General features: G+C 54.2%; 11 protein-coding genes. 6 read left to right on the top strand and 5 right to left on the bottom strand.

Annotation, left to right across the window (positions count from 1 at the left end; translation table 11 throughout):
* Nucleotides 1–129: 129 nt before the first annotated feature.
* Nucleotides 130–1,881: a DUF885 domain-containing protein gene (locus HMPREF2981_RS00135; RefSeq protein ID WP_070659845.1), complete on the top strand. Its 1,752-nt coding sequence runs from the start codon at nucleotides 130–132 to the stop codon at nucleotides 1,879–1,881.
* 142 nt (nucleotides 1,882–2,023) lie between these two features.
* On the opposite strand, the gene HMPREF2981_RS00130 is transcribed toward HMPREF2981_RS00135, so the two are convergent.
* Entirely contained in the window at nucleotides 2,024–3,277 is a 1,254-nt protein-coding gene (locus HMPREF2981_RS00130; protein ID WP_070659842.1) for a glutathionylspermidine synthase family protein, read from the bottom strand.
* Nucleotides 3,278–3,430: 153 nt separating this feature from the next.
* The gene (locus tag HMPREF2981_RS00125; RefSeq protein WP_070659839.1) at nucleotides 3,431–4,177 is read right to left on the bottom strand and encodes a hypothetical protein; all 747 of its coding nucleotides are present in this window, start codon (nucleotides 4,175–4,177) and stop codon (nucleotides 3,431–3,433) included.
* 220 nt (nucleotides 4,178–4,397) lie between these two features.
* On the opposite strand from HMPREF2981_RS00125, the gene HMPREF2981_RS00120 reads away from it, so the two are divergent.
* The 4 genes from HMPREF2981_RS00120 to HMPREF2981_RS00105 all read left to right on the top strand — a co-directional run bounded on the left by HMPREF2981_RS00120 (nucleotide 4,398) and on the right by HMPREF2981_RS00105 (nucleotide 10,249).
* On the top strand, nucleotides 4,398–5,822 hold the full coding sequence (locus HMPREF2981_RS00120) for a dicarboxylate/amino acid:cation symporter (protein ID WP_070659836.1): 1,425 nt from the start codon (nucleotides 4,398–4,400) through the stop codon (nucleotides 5,820–5,822).
* Between the two features lie 102 nt (nucleotides 5,823–5,924).
* Nucleotides 5,925–6,659: a Maf family protein gene (locus HMPREF2981_RS00115; protein WP_070659833.1), complete on the top strand. Its 735-nt coding sequence runs from the start codon at nucleotides 5,925–5,927 to the stop codon at nucleotides 6,657–6,659.
* A gap of 129 nt (nucleotides 6,660–6,788) precedes the next feature.
* Nucleotides 6,789–8,612 carry an acetyl/propionyl/methylcrotonyl-CoA carboxylase subunit alpha gene (locus HMPREF2981_RS00110; RefSeq protein WP_070659830.1) on the top strand — a complete coding sequence of 608 codons (1,824 nt, stop codon included), beginning with the start codon at nucleotides 6,789–6,791 and terminating at the stop codon, nucleotides 8,610–8,612.
* Nucleotides 8,613–8,848: 236 nt separating this feature from the next.
* Entirely contained in the window at nucleotides 8,849–10,249 is a 1,401-nt protein-coding gene (locus HMPREF2981_RS00105) for an MFS transporter (protein ID WP_070659827.1), read from the top strand.
* 81 nt (nucleotides 10,250–10,330) lie between these two features.
* Here HMPREF2981_RS00105 and HMPREF2981_RS00100 read toward each other — a convergent pair whose 3' ends face one another.
* Entirely contained in the window at nucleotides 10,331–11,740 is a 1,410-nt protein-coding gene (locus HMPREF2981_RS00100) for an NAD(P)H-quinone dehydrogenase (RefSeq protein WP_013398677.1), read from the bottom strand.
* Nucleotides 11,741–12,092: 352 nt separating this feature from the next.
* Between HMPREF2981_RS00100 and HMPREF2981_RS00095 the strand changes: the two genes are divergently transcribed.
* A complete protein-coding gene (locus tag HMPREF2981_RS00095; protein WP_004006172.1) occupies nucleotides 12,093–12,341 on the top strand; it encodes a hypothetical protein in 249 nt (82 codons plus the stop codon).
* A gap of 94 nt (nucleotides 12,342–12,435) precedes the next feature.
* Here HMPREF2981_RS00095 and HMPREF2981_RS00090 read toward each other — a convergent pair whose 3' ends face one another.
* Both HMPREF2981_RS00090 and mfd read right to left on the bottom strand, forming a co-directional pair.
* Nucleotides 12,436–12,717, bottom strand: coding sequence for an amino acid transporter (locus HMPREF2981_RS00090; protein WP_070659824.1), 282 nt, complete (start codon nucleotides 12,715–12,717; stop codon nucleotides 12,436–12,438).
* Nucleotides 12,714–16,403, bottom strand: a complete 3,690-nt coding sequence (gene mfd / locus HMPREF2981_RS00085; protein WP_070659821.1) for a transcription-repair coupling factor — start codon at nucleotides 16,401–16,403, stop codon at nucleotides 12,714–12,716. The genes HMPREF2981_RS00090 and mfd overlap by 4 nt, the downstream gene beginning before the upstream one ends.
* Nucleotides 16,404–17,283: the final 880 nt, after the last annotated feature.

Below are 17,283 nucleotides of genomic sequence, written 5' to 3'. Positions count from 1 at the left end.
TCTCAGGATTGCTCAGCCGCCGTCGCGGCGTATGCGGTGCACGCAAGTTTCGGCGCTTCACGTACTGGATACTGGACATACAGCGCAATAATGCCGTGCTGTATGCCACGCTACGTTAGTATGAAAAGTATGAGCATTCACCACGAAATTCCGGAGATTTACCGCGTCAAGCGAGCGCTGACCGACGTCGATCACATCGCCAACGAATTCTACGAAGCGGTTCTAGATTTAGACCCCGTCATTGCGACAGAGCAGGGGCGCACGGGTGTCGCGACTCAGTTTCGCGACTATTCCCCCGCCGGGGAGGAAGCCTATATCCAGTTGGTACGCGCGACCCTCAAGAAACTTGATCAGGTCATTCCCATAGATGATGTTGATCTTGTGACTCTTGATGCCATGCAGGAGCGTCTGGGGCTTAGTCTTGAGAGCCACCGTGCGGGGCTGGGCGGCTGGCAGTTAAACAACATTGTTTCGGTTCCTCAAGAGATTCGCGGCGGGTTCGATCTGATGGCGCGAAATACCGAGCAGGATTGGGCTAATATTGCCGGGCGTCTGTTCAACGTTCCGCAGGCGATCACCGGGTTTGTTCAGACTCTGCATACGGCTCGGGTTGCCGGCCATGTCTCGCCGCGTCGACAGATAGAGATTGTTATCGAGCAGATCGCCGAGTATATCGCCGAGGACGGTTTCTTCGACGAGCTTGCCGCCGAGATTACTCAAGCGGTACCGGATCTTGCCGAGCAGGCGCGGCGGGGTGCTAAAGCGGCAAAAGATGGGTACGCCACGCTCAAGACGTACTTGCACGAGGTGCTGCTCCCGGCAGCTCCCCAGCAGGATGCGGTCGGCCGCAAACTCTATGCCCTGCACTCTCGGGCATCCTTGGGGGCTTCTGTCGATCTTGATGAAACCTATGCATGGGGTGTGCAGGAACTTGACCGCATTATCGCTCAACAGCGGCAGGTTGCCGAAGAGATCGAACCCGGAGCATCGATTGAACGTGCCAAAGAGATCCTGGATGCCGACCCGTCACGCACCCTGCACGGAACCGATGCGCTCCGCGAGTGGATGCAGTCGCTCTCGGATCACGCAGTGCACGAGCTCGCAGGTACCCAGTTTGATCTTGACGGTCCAATGCTGCGTCTAGAATGCCGCATCGCCCCTACCCATGAGGGCGGTATCTATTACACCGGCCCCTCCCCCGATTTTTCGCGCCCCGGGCGCATGTGGTGGTCTGTTCCTAAGGGCGACGATACATTTGGCACGTGGCGCGAGACTTCGACGGTGTACCACGAGGGCGTTCCGGGGCATCATCTGCAGACGGCTATTGCGCTGGTCATGAGTGAGAGTATGAATAAATGGCGTTCGCAGCTGATCTGGGTTTCCGGGCACGGTGAAGGCTGGGCGCTCTACGCTGAGCGTCTGATGGAAGAATTCGGGTTCTTGACCGATCCTGGAGACCGTATGGGCATGTTGGATGGTCAGCGGATGCGCGCCGCCCGCGTGGTTTTCGACATTGGCGTGCACTGTGAGCTTCCGATCCCCGATGCTTGGACTGAACCGCTGGGGGTTGAACCAGGCACCTTGTGGACTCCTGAGCTGGGGTACGAGTTCTTGAAACTCAATCTAGAGGGTACCGAGAGCGTTATCCGTTTTGAGTTCTTGCGGTATCTAGGGTGGCCCGGGCAGGCGCCCAGCTATAAGGTAGGTGAACGTTTGTGGCTTCAACTTCGGGACAATGCGCTTCGGGACGGGCTGTCTTTACGTGAGTTCCACACGAAAGCTCTTATGCTCGGTTCGGTAGGGCTCGATACGTTACGACGTGCCCTCACCGATGAGGTCATGCCCCATAGTGATGATGAGGATGACGACGACGATGATTAAATCCCTGCACTTTACCGGGGAATAAAGCTAGACCCTAGAGAGCTGGCGCTAAAACCCGTATATTGTGCTGCGTATTGTACATAAACCTACGAATATACAGTAAAGTGTACGGGTTTTAGTGTGGTCAAACGCGATACACCGGCTACGGAATAAGGTTCGGTTTGACCTGTACGAGATGCGGGGCGAAACGACATTCGTAGTCGGTAATAGGCCTGTCCGATTCGCGAATGCCCATACCGACCGCCTCGCCATTGACCATCCAGATGCCCAGCATCGGCAGGTTAGTGCGGTTAATAATCCCCGAGTACACCGGCGGGGCAACAAAATCCTGATACACAAATTCGCTTTCAGGTACGTTGATAAAGTGGTCATCGTCCTCATCACGCACAAAGACATCGTAATCGGGAGCATTGATCTCAATGCCATCGCCTTCGCGACCAAATATCGGTTTACGCACCCAGTTCTTCAGACCGCCTCGCGTACCTACATGGGTTTCTAAGAGGTTGGGATGGTTGGGGTATAAATCCCATAGCGCGGCGAGCAGAATCTTATTCGACAGGAACATCTTCCATGCGGGCTCAATCCAACGGTTCATCATATCGTGGTAGGCGAAGAGCAGCTTATCGTAACCGCTTTCGCTATCGGTCACCATATCTTCCCAGGGATAAAGCTTGAAAAGGTTCTCGATGCGCTCTCCCTCAGGGTCTTTCCAGATTTTTAGGGTCTCATCGAAAATAACCTCGTCGATACGGATAAGCTTCGTGGTCAGTCCCGCACGATTGGCGGCATGGGCTATAAGCCAGAGGTTGTTATAGTCTTCATCGTTAACATCGATTTCTTCGGTTACACTCGCTAAGTGCAGTCGTGGCGAACGCCCATGAGAGAGATCGTGCGCAAACATTTGCCGCCAGCGTTCGGTAAAAGCCTCACCAATTTCACCCCAGTGTACGTAACCGCGGGTGTCGAGGCGTTGATCGCTCGCCCATGTCTTCTGGCTGATAGTGGCCTCAACGATGCCGGTTGGGGTATCGGCGTTGTATTCCAGGAGTTTGAGAGGATCGCCGGGCACGCCGGAGTAGATGAAATCGAAGCGACCGTAGAAATCCGGTTCGTGGCGGTTCCACGATTCTTTAGCCAGGTTAAAGGCGGCTTCGGGAAGACCGAGTGTTCCGTAGGCACCAGATGCCATACGCTCAATGGCGTGCAGGCACATTTGATGAACCTCACGCGCCTGGTCCCGCAGATTGGTCATTTCTGCGGGTGTAAAAACATAGGCCGCATACTCATTCCAGTAATGCTGCAGATCGTGTGGACCATCAACGCTATAGGTCAGGCCTTCATCAATAATGGTTTGTTCCCAGCCGGGGCGTCCCACCGGAAATTCTTCGCGTTTCATATTATCTTTCGTGATAAGACACCGCCGCTGAGTACGATGTGCAGTATAGGAACTTGTAGAGAATTCTCATCTGCGAGGCGTATAGAGCAACCGGCGCAGATATAGATACGTCGGCCGGGTGTTTGTATCCCTTGAGAAAATACGCGGAGCGGGCTATCCGCCGGAGGTACCGCCTCCGGACTTCGAGCCTCCGCCGAAGCCGCCTTTATTATTCGAGCTGCTTCCACCCTTACCGCCCGAGTTATTCCCTGTCAGCCCCGTTCCCTTAGAGGTCGTAGTCTTGCCGCCGCTGCGCGATTCCGTCACCTTGCCCGAGGAATAGGTGGAAGTCTTTTTAGCACTCTTATAGGAGGATTCAAATCCGCCGCCGCTGCGGGAAAGACCGCTGTATACCGTTCCCGAATTGGGGCGTGTGGTGCTGCCGCCGCTCAGAGATGATCCCACGGCGGGGATGGATGTGGTACCGGCGCTGCGGCGCCCTAGGTAGTACCACAGGAACGCGTTGGTTGCACCGGAATGGTGTGTCGTGCCCGAATTACCGGAATTCTGAGTTCCGGAATGAGAATCGCCCGAAGAACCAGAGCTGGAATCCGAAGAAGTATTCCCAGCCTCTTTCTCTGCCTTCTCGCATTGCTCATCCTCAACGCGCAGCCCGGTGTTGGAGTCTTGACAAACCTGAGCGTATTCTTCACCGTCCGCACTGAAGGCTTCCTCGCTCTGGTGCAAAGAGTTATAGGCGAATATGCCGCCGCCTGCCAAAAGGGCACCGGCACCGAACACTGCGAGCACTTTCTTACCGGTACCGCGTGCAGGAGGGGACTTGAGGTCTTGATTGTCCTGTGCGTTCTCCGGATACTCTATGTCTGCGGCATCTGCGGTTTGATGTTCGGCCCCGCTCACGGGTCATTTCTCCTTCACACTATCCTGTCTCGGTGATAACAGGCTCTTTTCAGGATACCAAGCGCGCCTCGCACAAAGGCTTTTCTGAGCCGATAAAAATTAGCAATAATACGTGCCTCGGGTCTTTTTCGGTGGCGCTTGCACGGTCACGCTATGTCATACAGTCATAGTTCGTCACACTAATTACCGCTGTTTTCTCTTACGGGTCTACAGTAACGCCATGCCTACTACACATGAAACACCGCAAAAATCTAGATTTCCCAGCTGGGCTACTTCTTTCGGACATCAAATTATAGCTTCCCTTATTCTGGGCATCGCGCTCGGGTACGTTGCACTCGCCCTCGGCGGCGATGCAAAAAATAACCCCAACTGGCTCATGGCCACTCTAGACGCTGTCGGCACGTCCTATGTGACTCTCCTTAAGGCCGCGGTGATCCCGCTGGTGTTTACCGCCGTCGTTGCCTCAATCTCGAATCTCTCGCAGGTAACGAATGCGGCGCGTTTAGCGGTTAAGACTCTTATCTGGTTTGCTATTACAGCATTTTTTGCGGTCTCCATCGGTATCGTACTGGGGCTGCTCGTGCAGCCTGGTGTGGGTGCCGAGGTAAGCGCCTCGGGCAGCACCAGCGCCCGGGGATCATGGACAGCATTTCTGACCAGGATTATCCCCTCCAATTTCTTAGGGCTTGAGGTCACCACGAAAACCACCGACTCCGGTATAACTTCTTCGGTTTCCTTTAACGTGCTCCAAATGCTCGTGATTTCGGGGGCTATCGGTATTGCGGCTCTGAAGGTGGGCGATGCGGCTAAGCCCTTTATCGATATCGTCAAGAGCGCGCTCGCCATTATTCAGAAGGTGCTGTGGTGGATTATTCGCCTCGCTCCGCTGGGCACGATTGGTCTGATCGGGCACGCCGTCTATGCCTACGGCTGGACATCCATGGGCTCGCTGGTGAAGTTCATTGCGGCACTGTATGCGGGTCTGCTCCTCGTGTTCCTGGTGGTGTATCCCCTGATCGTGAAGCTCAACGGGCTCTCTGTGAAACAGTACTTCTCGGGCGTATGGCCTGCAGTGCAGCTTGGTTTCGTATCACGATCCTCGATGGGCACTATGCCCATAACTGAGGCCGTTACCGAACGTAATCTCGGCGTGCCGCGTGCATACGCATCCTTTGCAGTGCCGCTGGGTTCTACGACCAAAATGGATGGATGCGCCTCCGTCTACCCCGCGCTGGCAGCTATTTTTGTGGCGCAATTCTACGGGGTGCACCTGGATATTTCGCAGTATCTGCTGATTATTCTGGTGTCGGTGTTGGGTTCTGCCGCTACGGCAGGTACAACGGGCGCTATCGTGATGCTCACTCTGACCCTTTCGACTGTGGGTCTTCCCCTTGATGGAGTGGGTCTTCTATTGGCGATTGACCCGATTATTGATATGGGACGTACCGCCTTGAACGTTGCCGGGCAAGCTTTGGTTCCCACGATTGTCTCTAAGCGCGAGGGTATCCTCAGCGCTGAGATCTACAATGCACCGCGCAGCGCTAACGGGTTTGTGCCGCAGGATCTTGTGGAAGCCGCCCAGTCGAAGCTGATTCGTGGCGAGGATACCTCGCCTAGTTCTGCCAAGGTTACCGCTGCGTCCTAGGCGGTTCTTGGCTACGGCATAGGGTATGCAGCGCATCGGTATGGTACGGAGCTCGTTCTCTCGTATGAAGACCAATCTTGATACTCGTTCTAAAATAAAGATATGACTTCCCAATCTTCTGTTCCATCCGGTGCGTCGCATTCGGCATCAAAGCCCGCACCGCGCCTGATTCTGGCTTCCGCATCACCCGCGCGTAAAAAGCTCCTTGAAGACTCCGGCATTATGTTTGATATTCACGTCTCTGATGTCGATGAGGATGGGGTACTCGCCAGCGCTGCCCAACGCGCCCGCGAAGAGAGCCGCACTGACCTAACCCCGGCGGAGGTCTCCGGTATTCTTGCGGAGGCAAAGGCACGCGCGGTTGCTGATTCTCTCGCCGCCCAGGGTATAGTAAATGCCTTCGTGCTCGGATGCGATTCGGTCTTTGAGTTTGAATCGGTTGCCTACGGCAAACCGCACACCCCTGAGAAAGCACGCGAGCGCATCGCCGCGATGAGTGGTCGAAGCGGGGTGCTCCACACCGGACATTGCCTCATAGATTTACGGGATGGGATCGGTGAGACCAAAGATAAACAGCTTCCCGCTATTCAGCAGGTACGCAGCGCTACCGTAAACTTTGCGCCGATGAGCGCCGCAGAGGTTGATGCTTATGTTGCCACGGGTGAGCCACTTCATGTAGCGGGTTCCTTTACCCTCGACGGATATGGTGCTGCCTTTATTCAGGGCATCTGCGGGGAACCACATACGGTAATTGGGCTGTCGGTGAATGCACTCAAAGAAATGCTCTCACAATATGGGATATCGATAAGCTTTTTCTGGAAGTCCTCATCAGACTAACGAGCGCTAAGCCAAACCTAGTATAAGCATCCTCACTTTTCTTATATTTTTCGCGTCATTCGGCGCTATATATTCGCCATTCTCAGCTTTTCTCGCTATGCTTTCGGCAGGATAAAAAGGAGAGCCTCAGTGACTCACAACCCGGCAAAAGCCATCAAAAACTTTACAGCTGTTCCCGGACACCATACCGGTCCGGTCAGTAAAATTCTTATTGCTAACCGCGGCGAGATCGCGGTACGTATTATTCGCGCAGCCCGTGACGAAGGTTTAGAGACCGTCGCCGTTTATGCAGAACCGGATCGCGATGCCCAGCACGTTAAACTCGCGGACGAGGCTTACGCTCTAGGAGGGGCGACCGCGCCCCAGTCATATCTGGTGATGGACAAGCTCATTGAGGTAGCTATTCGTTCCGGCGCGGATGCGGTGCATCCCGGCTACGGTTTCCTTTCAGAAAACGCCGAATTCGCCCAAAAAGTCATTGATGCCGGGTTAACCTGGATTGGTCCCTCCCCCGAATCTATTACCCAGTTGGGCGATAAAGTCGCCGCGCGCCATATCGCCCAGAAAGTGGGTGCCCCCTTGGTACCTGGGACCAAGGACCCCGTAGAATCTGCTGATGAAGTACTCGCCTTTGCCGACGAGCATGGTTTGCCCATCGCGATCAAGGCAGCGTTCGGTGGCGGCGGTCGCGGCATCAAGGTTGTGCGCAACCGCAGCGATATTATCGAGCTCTACGAATCCGCCGTACGGGAAGCGGTCGCAGCCTACGGCCGCGGAGAATGTTTTATTGAGCGCTTCCTAGATTCCCCGCGCCATATCGAAACCCAGTGCCTGGCCGATGCTCACGGTAATGTGCAAGTCGTTTCGACCCGTGATTGTTCTCTTCAACGCCGTAACCAAAAGCTCGTAGAGGAAGCCCCCGCCCCATACCTTACGGAAGAACAAAGCGACCGGCTCTATGAAGCATCCCGCAAGATTCTGCAGAAAGCCGGATACCAGGGTGCGGGTACCTGCGAGTTCCTGCTTGCCCCCGACGGAGCGATTTCCTTCCTGGAGGTAAACACCCGCTTGCAGGTTGAGCACCCGGTTTCCGAGGAAGTATCGGGCATTGATCTGGTGCGTGAACAGTTCCGCATTGCCCGCGGCGAGAAAATCGATCCGCAGAGCCCCCAGCTGCGCGGTCATTCCTTTGAGTTCCGTATCAACGGCGAAGATGCAGGGCGTTCCTTCATGCCAGCACCGGGTACCATCGAAAAACTTCGTGTTCCTTCCGGCCCCGGTGTGCGCTGGGATTCCGGCTTCGTAGAAGGCGATGCTATCAGCGGCAACTTCGACTCGATGCTGGCCAAGCTCATCGTGACTGGTGCTACCCGCGAGCAGGCAATCGAACGCGCTCGCCGAGCGCTAGACGAGCTCACACTCGACGGTCTTCCGACGGTGGTTCCTTTCCACCGCGCAGTTCTGGACGAACCCGATTTCGCCCCCGCTGCAGGAGCAGATTTCAAGGTTCACACCCGGTGGATCGAAACCGATTACAAGAACACCATTTCGCCCTACTCCGGCGCTCCCGGCAGTGTGGATGATGACGATGCCGAACGTCAAACCGTGGTCGTTGAGGTTAATGGTAAGCGTCTTGAGGTTGTTCTGCCTGAGCTGGGCGGTACTCCTGCCAAGAGCAGTTCAAAGCCCACATCGAAGACCCGTAAGTCCCGTGCTCGCGGCGGTTCAAATGCGGTCAGCGGAGACGATCTGACAAGCCCCATGCAGGGTACGATTGTGAAGGTCTCCGTTGCTGATGGAGACACGGTCGCTGAGGGCGATCTGATCCTGGTGCTAGAGGCTATGAAGATGGAACAGCCTATCAACGCGCATAAGGCCGGTAAGATTTCCGGGCTGTCCTTAAAGGCGGGCGATACCGTCACCGCAGGTGCCGTTCTAGCCACCATCAAATAGCCTTCTGACGGGATCTATACCCTATAACCGCCGGATGCGTTCTCTCATACGCATCCGGCGGTTTGTTTCGTGTGTTCCTGTTTTTCATCCTCGAACGCTGAAATACAGCTGAATAGTCCAGATGATGAATACAGGATGTTGGCACCGCATCGCGAGGCGTAGAATATAAAAGTTGAAAATCTACACTCACAGCATCGAGCGTAGTCGCTACTATCCCTTTTCAGGAGCTGTTCACGATGAGCACACACGCGCCCGACGTTTCCGCCGGGCACAGCACGCAGGTTAAGAATACGACCCCCAAGAGCAGAGTTATTATCGCCTCTCTGGTGGGCACCACCATCGAATTCTACGACTTCTATATTTACGCCACTGCAGCTGTAGCGGTTTTCCCGGTTCTGTTCTTCGCGTCCAAAGACCCTACCACTGAGCTGTTAGCTTCATTCGCATCCTTCGGCGTTGCTTTTATCGCCCGCCCCTTGGGTTCTATCGTTTTCGGTCACTTCGGCGATAAGATCGGCCGTAAAGCAACACTCGTGGGCGCTCTACTCACTATGGGGTTAGCGACCTTCCTCATCGGTTTATTGCCCACCTACCATCAGATTGGTCTGTGGGCACCGGCAATGCTAACCATTATGCGTTTCTGCCAGGGTCTAGGCCTGGGCGGCGAATGGTCGGGTGCGGCTCTGCTCGCCAGCGAATATGCCGAAGAAGGCAAGCGTGCACGTTCCGCTATGTGGCCCCAGCTGGGCGCGCCCATTGGCTTCGTTTTTGCTAACGGATTCATGCTGTTCCTAACCAGCTGGATTACCTTCAACTCCGCCACAGACGGTAAGAACCTCGATCACCCCTTCCTCGTCTGGGGCTGGCGTGTTCCGTTCTTGCTCTCCATCCTCATGGTTGCCGTGGGTCTGTATGTGCGTTTCAAGCTCGAAGAAACCCCTGTCTTTGCTCAAGCCGTCGAGAACGATGAGAAGGTCAAGACCCCGTTGGTTGAGGCGTTCAAAGTTGCCTGGTGGCCCATGATTCAGGGTACCTTTATCATGGTGGCATGCTACGTGCTGTTCTACCTGATGACTGCATGGATTCTTTCCTACGGTATTGGAAAGGTTAATGCGGGTGGTTTGGGCATCCCCTACCACAAGTTCTTGGAGATTCAGCTCATCTCTATCATTGGTTTTGCGTTCTTTATCCCCGTCTCGGGATGGTTAGCCGACAAATACGGTCGCCGCAAACAGCAGCTGTGGACCACTATCGCTATGGCTGTCTTCGGCGGTAGTTTCACCCTATTTATTGCACCCTCCGTCGTGGGTACCGGAGCACAGGCCAATACCACCGCAGTTACCATCTTCATGTTCATCGGAATGTGCCTGATGGGGCTTTCTTTCGGCTCCATGAGTGCCTACCTGCCCGAGCTGTACCCCACTAATGTGCGGTACACTGCCAGCGGTATCGCCTACAATATGGCATCTATTCTGGGTGCAGCCTTGACCCCGTTCGTGGCGGTATGGCTAAATACGAAGTTTGGTGTTGGGGCCGTCGGATACTACCTAGCAGGTGCATCCTTGCTGAGTGTTCTCTTCATCCTACTCACCCATGAAACCCGCGACGTCGATATGAACGCAGTCAACACTAAATAGCCTGAATACTGTAAGCATTTGAGGGGCGTGACTCTATATGAGTCACGCCCCTCAAACCTATATCAAGAGCTATGCAAAAAACTAAACACGGGTGTGAAGCTGCCGCGATGCCGTAGAAATCGCCTCGGACAGAGACGGGTATACAGCAAAGGTAGCGGCCAAATCATCCACCGTTAGCTTCTTCTCAATAGCCAGCGCAATAGGATAGATAAGTTCGGATGCACGCGGACCGACCACAACCCCGCCAATCACAGTACCGGAGTGCTTACGGGCAAAAATCTTCACAAAGCCATCTTGAAACGCCATCATTTTGGCGCGCGGATTCGTAGTCAACGGAAGCATGACAGCCTCGCCTCGGTAAACCCCAGCGGCAAGATCTTTCTCACTAATACCCACAGTCGCAATCTCCGGGGTGGTGAAAATATTCGCTGCCACTCGGTCGGTGCGAAGCGGATGCACCGTATCACCCAAAAGATGCGCCATCGCTATGCGCCCCTGCATAGCGGCTACGGAAGCCAACGGGTACACGCCCGTGCAGTCTCCCGCAGCGTAAATATGCGGTACTGACGTGCGTGAAACAGCGTCGACAACCACATATCCCGACTCATTGGTCTCTACACCAGCGGTCTCAAGACCCAGTCCTTCAGTGTTGGGAATAGAACCAATTGCGACCAAGCAATGCGTGCCGGAAACCTTGCGTCCATCGGAGAGAGTCACCACCACGCCGTCATCGGTGCGTTCCACAGCGCTCGCACGCGACCGCGGCATTACCCGAACACCACGGCGCTCAAAGACGTCTTCCAGCACACGCGCGGCGTCTTCGTCTTCGCCCGGAAGCACACGATCTCGCGAGGAAATTAGGGTCACCTGGGAGCCAAGCCCGTTATAGGCAGATGCGAATTCGGCACCGGTAACACCCGAACCAATCACGATGAGTTCGCGAGGTACCTCACGCAGATTATAGAGCTGTGTCCAGGTGAGAATCCGTTCCCCATCAGGCTGCCCGGTCGCCATCTCACGTGGGTGTGTCCCGACTGAAAGCAGAATAAAGTCTGCATGCAGGTCATATTCCAGCCCGGTATTATCGGTAACCGCGACGGTATGCGGGCCGGTAAGCTTACCGGTGCCGCTGATAATTTTGACCCCGGCGGAGGCAAGGGCCCGTTTAATATCGGCGGATTGTTGATGCGCTAGATCCAAAACACGGCTATTCACCCGGTTCATATCTACTTGCAGCTGCGGCGCTTTGCCCTTGGTATTTTCGATCCCCAATCGCCCAGCATCAGAGAAACGAGTCATCATATCTGCAGTAGCGATAAGCGTTTTCGAAGGTACCACATCGGTTAGGACTGCGGATCCGCCTAGAGCATTACGTTCGATGATTGTTACATCAGCATTTGATGATGCTGCCACAAGCGCAGCCTCATAGCCGCCGGGCCCAGCGCCTAGTATCACGATTCGTTGGGATGCATAGTTCACTGTTGAAGTCACACTTTCATTGTGTGCTATCACACTGAAATACTCAACCGAAACCGCCGTCGTCTCCAGGATATTAAATGCCGACTTTTGGTGCCGAGTAGGTACCGTGAGGCCTGCAGAAGCGACAGAGTCGTCGAGAACGCTACGGATACATCTTGCTGCCTACGAGAGTCTTATATTTGCTGGGTAACGTCATGAACCATATTTTGAAGTTGCGCTGCGTCATAAGTGTGCATTCGTGCGGGTAAAAACACTATACTTGAGAAAGGATTTCTCGGTTTATAAATGTTTATAGGGCACTGAAACCGGGGTGAAGCACACACATCATTGACCCAATGCAGGTCGCTACAGATGAAGGAAAATTATGGCTAAAACGACGAAACCTCCCGCCTACTCCGGGCAGGGCAGGCATCTTGAGAACGCAGTGTTGTTCATCGGCTGCTTCGTATTTTTGCTTCTATCCCTCTACTTGCTGGGCACCTACCCCGAAGGCGGTCCGGTTCTGTATGCCGGTGCCCTCGTTGCGTTTGGAATTTTCTTTGGTGTTGTGTTCCATCTGCTGCCCTCGAAGACAACCCGTAAGATTACGGATCAGAACAAGGTACAGAAGTAACTGAAGTACCCCATTTTATAGTTTTTCTTATCTGCCGGATGGTGTCACAGTCTATAAGAATTGTGACACCATCCGGCAGTATGTTGCTCCCACGCTATTCCTTGCTGCCAAACTTTACCGGTCCGCTCGTGCCAAATTCTCCGCTGCGAACCTTAGCTCGATGGGCGACATAAAACAGGAGGGCAGGTGCACCACAAGCAACCGCGATCAGCAGGTACGCCACTACAATGAAGTACATCGTTAACCCGTATGTGCCGAAAAAGACCCAAGCAATCGTGCCTAAGGTGACAATGCCTAGCGCCGCCCATCCCACGATACTCAGCAGAAGTCGCACCCAGCCTTTCGGGGTGCGCGGGGTAGGTGCCGATGACATCATGACTCCTCCAATGCTTTCGGGTCTGCCGAGTAGATAGAGTTAATGAACTTCGAGCACCATTCCAGCATAGGACCGTCGATAAGGTCCACGCCACCGACCGGCAGAGTCTTAGGACGCGGAACCAGAGTCAGCCACGTGCTCAGACCCTTCGGTTGGGTGTGGGTTGAGCCGGGATACACACGTTTGAGGCGCATCTGCCGTGATTCCGGCAGCGGCTCACCGCTGACCACGCGCAGTTTCGGCCCCAGCGCAGTAATCTCATGGATGCCTGCTCCCCGTGCTTCGCGGCGCAGCACCGCCACCTGAAGCAGATTCTCTACGGGTTCGGGCAAGGCACCGTAACGGTCATGAAGCTCTTCGCGTGCCTCCGCGATCTTCTGATCGGTGTCTGCGGAGGCTATCTGGCGGTATGCCTGCAGGCGTAGACGTTCCGCATCAATATAATCATGCGGAATATGGGCGTTGACGGGAAGATCAACCTTAACCTCGACCTCGGTGTTCTCCTGTTCGCCGCGGAAGTTTGCCACGGCTTCTCCCACGAGACGCAGATACAGATCAAAGCCCACACCCGCGATATGCCCGGACTGTTCGCCGCCGAGCAGGTTACCGGCGCCGCGAATTTCAAGGTCTTTCATCGCCAGCTGCAGACCGGCACCCAGCTCATTATGGGTAGCTACAGCTTTGAGGCGTTCATGCGCGACCTCACCAAGGCTCTTATCCGTCGGGTACAGGAAGTAGGCATAAGCTCGTTCACGCCCGCGACCCACACGCCCGCGCAGCTGGTGCAGCTGACTCAATCCATAATTCTGGGCGTTATCGACAATCAGGGTGTTGGCGTTTGAAATATCCAATCCAGTTTCCACGATGGTTGTACACACCAGAACATCGAAGCGTCGCTCCCAGAAGTCCACGATAATCTGCTCAAGCCGGGATTCGCTCATGCGCCCGTGTGCTGTGGCGATGCGCGCCTCCGGCACGAGCTTACCGATTTCGGCGGCAACAGTATCAATATTCGCCACCCTGTTATGGACGAAGAATACCTGCCCTTCCCGCATAAGTTCGCGTCGAATAGCGGCAGTAATCTGGGCATCGGTACGCGGCCCCACAAAAGTGAGCACGGGATGCCTCTCTTCCGGCGCGGTCGCCAACGTTGAGGTCTCCCGAATACCGGTAAGCGACATTTCGAGCGTGCGCGGAATCGGGGTGGCGCTCATGGCAAGCACATCCACATTAGTGCGCATCTGCTTGAGCTTTTCCTTATGCTCCACGCCAAAGCGCTGTTCCTCATCAATAACTACGAGTCCAAGATCTTTGAACTTCACGTTTTCCGAGAGGATGCGGTGGGTACCAATCACCACATCTATACTCCCGGAGGCAATATCCTCCACGATAGCGCGGGTTTCTTTAGCTTTTTGGAAGCGCGATAGCACCTTAATTTTGATGGGGAATCCCGAGAAACGCTCGGTAAAAGTCTCAAAATGCTGCTGCGCCAGCAGGGTTGTGGGTACGAGTACGGCAACCTGTTTACCATCCTGCACGGCTTTGAAGGCCGCCCGAATAGCGACCTCCGTTTTACCAAAGCCGACGTCCCCGGAGATCAGGCGATCCATGGGGATTTCCTTCTCCATATCCGCCTTAACCTCGTGAATAGCGGTAAGCTGGTCGGGAGTCTCATTATAAGGAAAAGATTCCTCAAGTTCCCGTTGCCAGGGAGTATCTTCTGAGAATGCATGACCGCGCGAAGCTTGCCGCGCCGAGTAGAGTTTCACCAAGTCAGCGGCGATTTCTTTAACTGCTTTACGTGCGCGGTTCTTTGTCTTAGCCCAGTCGCTCCCGCCCATTTTAGAGAGGGTCGGGGTTTCGCTTCCCACATAGTGCGAAATGAGATCCAGCTGATCGGAGGGTACAAAGAGGCGGTCAGGGGCTCCCCCGCGTTTTGAAGGCGCATACTCGATCACCAGGTATTCTTTCAAAGGGGTTTCCCCATGTTTTGAGGACACTCCAGCGACTGGGCGCGAAACCATTTCAATGAATTTACCGATACCGTGGCGTTCGTGCACCACATAATCGCCAGGGGTTAGCGCCAGAGGATCGACGGCGTTACGTCGTTTACGGGGTTTGAGTTTTTTGCCGCTCGCGCCACGTGGCGCATAGGTGCCGCGCCTGCCCAAAATTTCACCTTCAGTCAAAACAGCAAGGCGCGCCTCAGGAATTAAAAATCCGGCAGAGGCTGGGGTCTCACAAACTTCGACGACTCCGGGCTGTAGAGCGCCTTCCGTTCCCCGGTCGAGGGTTTCCCGGCGTATGGCCGGAATTGGGTCTTCTCCTGAGATACTCTCACGGAAAAGTTCGATGAGGCGGTCGGTGGATCCTCGCCCATTGGTAAGCGCCAGTACCGTCCAGCCGTCACGAACCAGCGAACCAACCTCGTGAAGCATTTGTTCTACCGAGCCGGTGAAGGACGCTGGAGCCTGTGCCGCGACCGTCATAGTTGGGATGTCGTCGCCGAGAGCATTGTTGAGAAGGTTTACACTATCGACAAGCTCGGTGATTTCCCACCAGGATAGGTTACGGTCCAAAGATTCCTGCTGGGTCGCGGCAATCGTGCGGAACCCGATGTCGCTGACCCGAAGCTGTCCCAAGTCTATGGGCGCACGCGAGCCCGCATCGGCGGAAGCATCCCAAGCGGCCGCTAAAAACTCCTCATTGGTTGCCACAAGGTCTTCGGCACGGGCACGCACCCGCTCAGGTTCCAGAGAAATAATGAGTGATTCTTCGGGGAGCAGAGACACAAGAGTCTGCATTTTATCGACAAGAAGCGGGGTTAGAGATTCCATGCCTTCGACATAGATACCTCCCGCAATTTTCTCAAGCATGCTCGATGCCGCCGGATAGTCCGTTTTGAGTCGGGCAGCACGTCCCATAACTTCCGGGGTAATGAGAAGCTCACGGCATGGGAGTAAAGTAACGTGCGTTGGGTGGTCTGCTTCTTGCCCTAGAGTGCGCTGGTCTGCCGTTGAGAAGTAACGTATTTCGTCAAGTTCGTCGCCGAAGAATTCCAAGCGAACCGGATGCTGTGCGGTAGGTGCAAAGACGTCGATAATACCGCCTCGAACCGCATATTCACCACGCTTTGCTACGAGATCTACACGCGAGTATGCGGCATCTGTTAGACCTTTAATAACGTCTTTGAAAGAGTATTCTTCACCGCGTGCCAGGCTTACCGGTTCCAGGTTCTCAATACCAGCCACGAGGGGCTGAATGACCGCGCGTACCGGGGCTATAACAACCTGTGGAGTCGGCGTTTCAAGATGAGTTATAGAGCGCAGAACATTCAAACGTTTTCCCACGGTATCGCTGCGTGGCGAAAGCCGTTCATGCGGCAGAGTTTCCCACGCGGGAAAGCTCTCGATATGGTGATCAGGCAAATATGAGTGCAGGGCATGCGCGGTATCCTCAGCCTGTCGCTCGGTTGGTGTAATAATGAGCGTCAGCGGAGTTTTTCCGGTTCTGGACTGGCGCCGTACTGCAACGGCAAGATCAGCTATAAGGGGTGCCTGTACACCGGCAACGGCGCCAATCAGGGTTTGGACAGGACGTTCCGCAGCGGGAACATCGCAGGCTTCAAGAATATGACGGTAGGAGGGCTGTTCTGCCAGAAGACGGCTCAGTCCAGTTAGTTTCACGGATACTCCTTCTACCGGATGCGGTGGCTATCAAGGCGGCGCCTCCCAATAACGCGTGCGCTCTATATTGCCACGTTGATGCGTTTGGGTACCCGTCTATCTTATACCGTAGGGGTATCTCGCTCAGGCTTTTTGTCTATCTCCTCGACTACAGCCGGTGGGGCGGGCCTTCACGATAAAATCTATTGTTCGTCGGTTACTATCTGCTCATATTTTTGAGGATGGCATGCGAAATGCATATTTTTAACTGTTCATGAGAGTGTCCTTAAGGTATATCCCCTTATAAATCCTGACTTTAAGGCTGTGGCTAGGAAATTTATAGTAAGGCTTGCCCGCTTCCCTTCTCCCTTGTTATCACAGGGAACCTGTTTTCTGGGGGTATATACTATTATTTTTTATTTGATAGGTAAAGTATGTGCCAAGTCTCAGAACGTATATTGAGTGCATATTTATAAATTTAAGAGCTTCAAGTATCTTTCAAGTAGACTCAGCTACCAAAACCTACCTCCTCAGAAGTTTTATAGGTATTTTATGAGTAAATTTCTATACACGAGAACAACTATCAACTTTGTATCGAAACAACCATTTACACCTTTCTTTTGATAAGGGTTCATAAAATATTTATTAGGTTTTCTTATAATATTTGTCCACCCCTCGGACTATCCGCGAGTATTGTGACCTCACCACGGTCACAACTCTCGTTCGCTGTGCTAGCCTATAGGTATCCACGGAAAGTTCTGTGCCTTCATGGCGCGGTGTAGCCCCATGGAAAATAATAGAAACCAACGGGTACTCCCGTCGGCAATAGCAATTCACTCACTTACAATTACACAAAGGGTGGGTTGTCGTTATTGTTGGCAGAAGTGCCTTCACTTTACCG

It is taken from the genome of Rothia sp. HMSC069C01, assembly GCF_001814655.1.
In the GTDB taxonomy this organism is placed as follows: domain Bacteria; phylum Actinomycetota; class Actinomycetes; order Actinomycetales; family Micrococcaceae; genus Rothia; species Rothia dentocariosa.
The sequence above is the reverse complement of the archived record's forward strand: the minus strand, read 5'-3'. Positions and strand labels throughout refer to the sequence as shown.

Coding starts and splice junctions, on each gene's coding strand:
- HMPREF2981_RS00135 (WP_070659845.1), top strand. CDS start 130: ATGAGCATTCACCACGAAATTCCGGAGATTTACCGCGTCAAGCGAGCG.
- HMPREF2981_RS00130 (WP_070659842.1), bottom strand. CDS start 3,277: ATGAAACGCGAAGAATTTCCGGTGGGACGCCCCGGCTGGGAACAAACC.
- HMPREF2981_RS00120 (WP_070659836.1), top strand. CDS start 4,398: ATGCCTACTACACATGAAACACCGCAAAAATCTAGATTTCCCAGCTGG.
- HMPREF2981_RS00115 (WP_070659833.1), top strand. CDS start 5,925: ATGACTTCCCAATCTTCTGTTCCATCCGGTGCGTCGCATTCGGCATCA.
- HMPREF2981_RS00105 (WP_070659827.1), top strand. CDS start 8,849: ATGAGCACACACGCGCCCGACGTTTCCGCCGGGCACAGCACGCAGGTT.
- HMPREF2981_RS00095 (WP_004006172.1), top strand. CDS start 12,093: ATGGCTAAAACGACGAAACCTCCCGCCTACTCCGGGCAGGGCAGGCAT.
- HMPREF2981_RS00090 (WP_070659824.1), bottom strand. CDS start 12,717: ATGATGTCATCGGCACCTACCCCGCGCACCCCGAAAGGCTGGGTGCGA.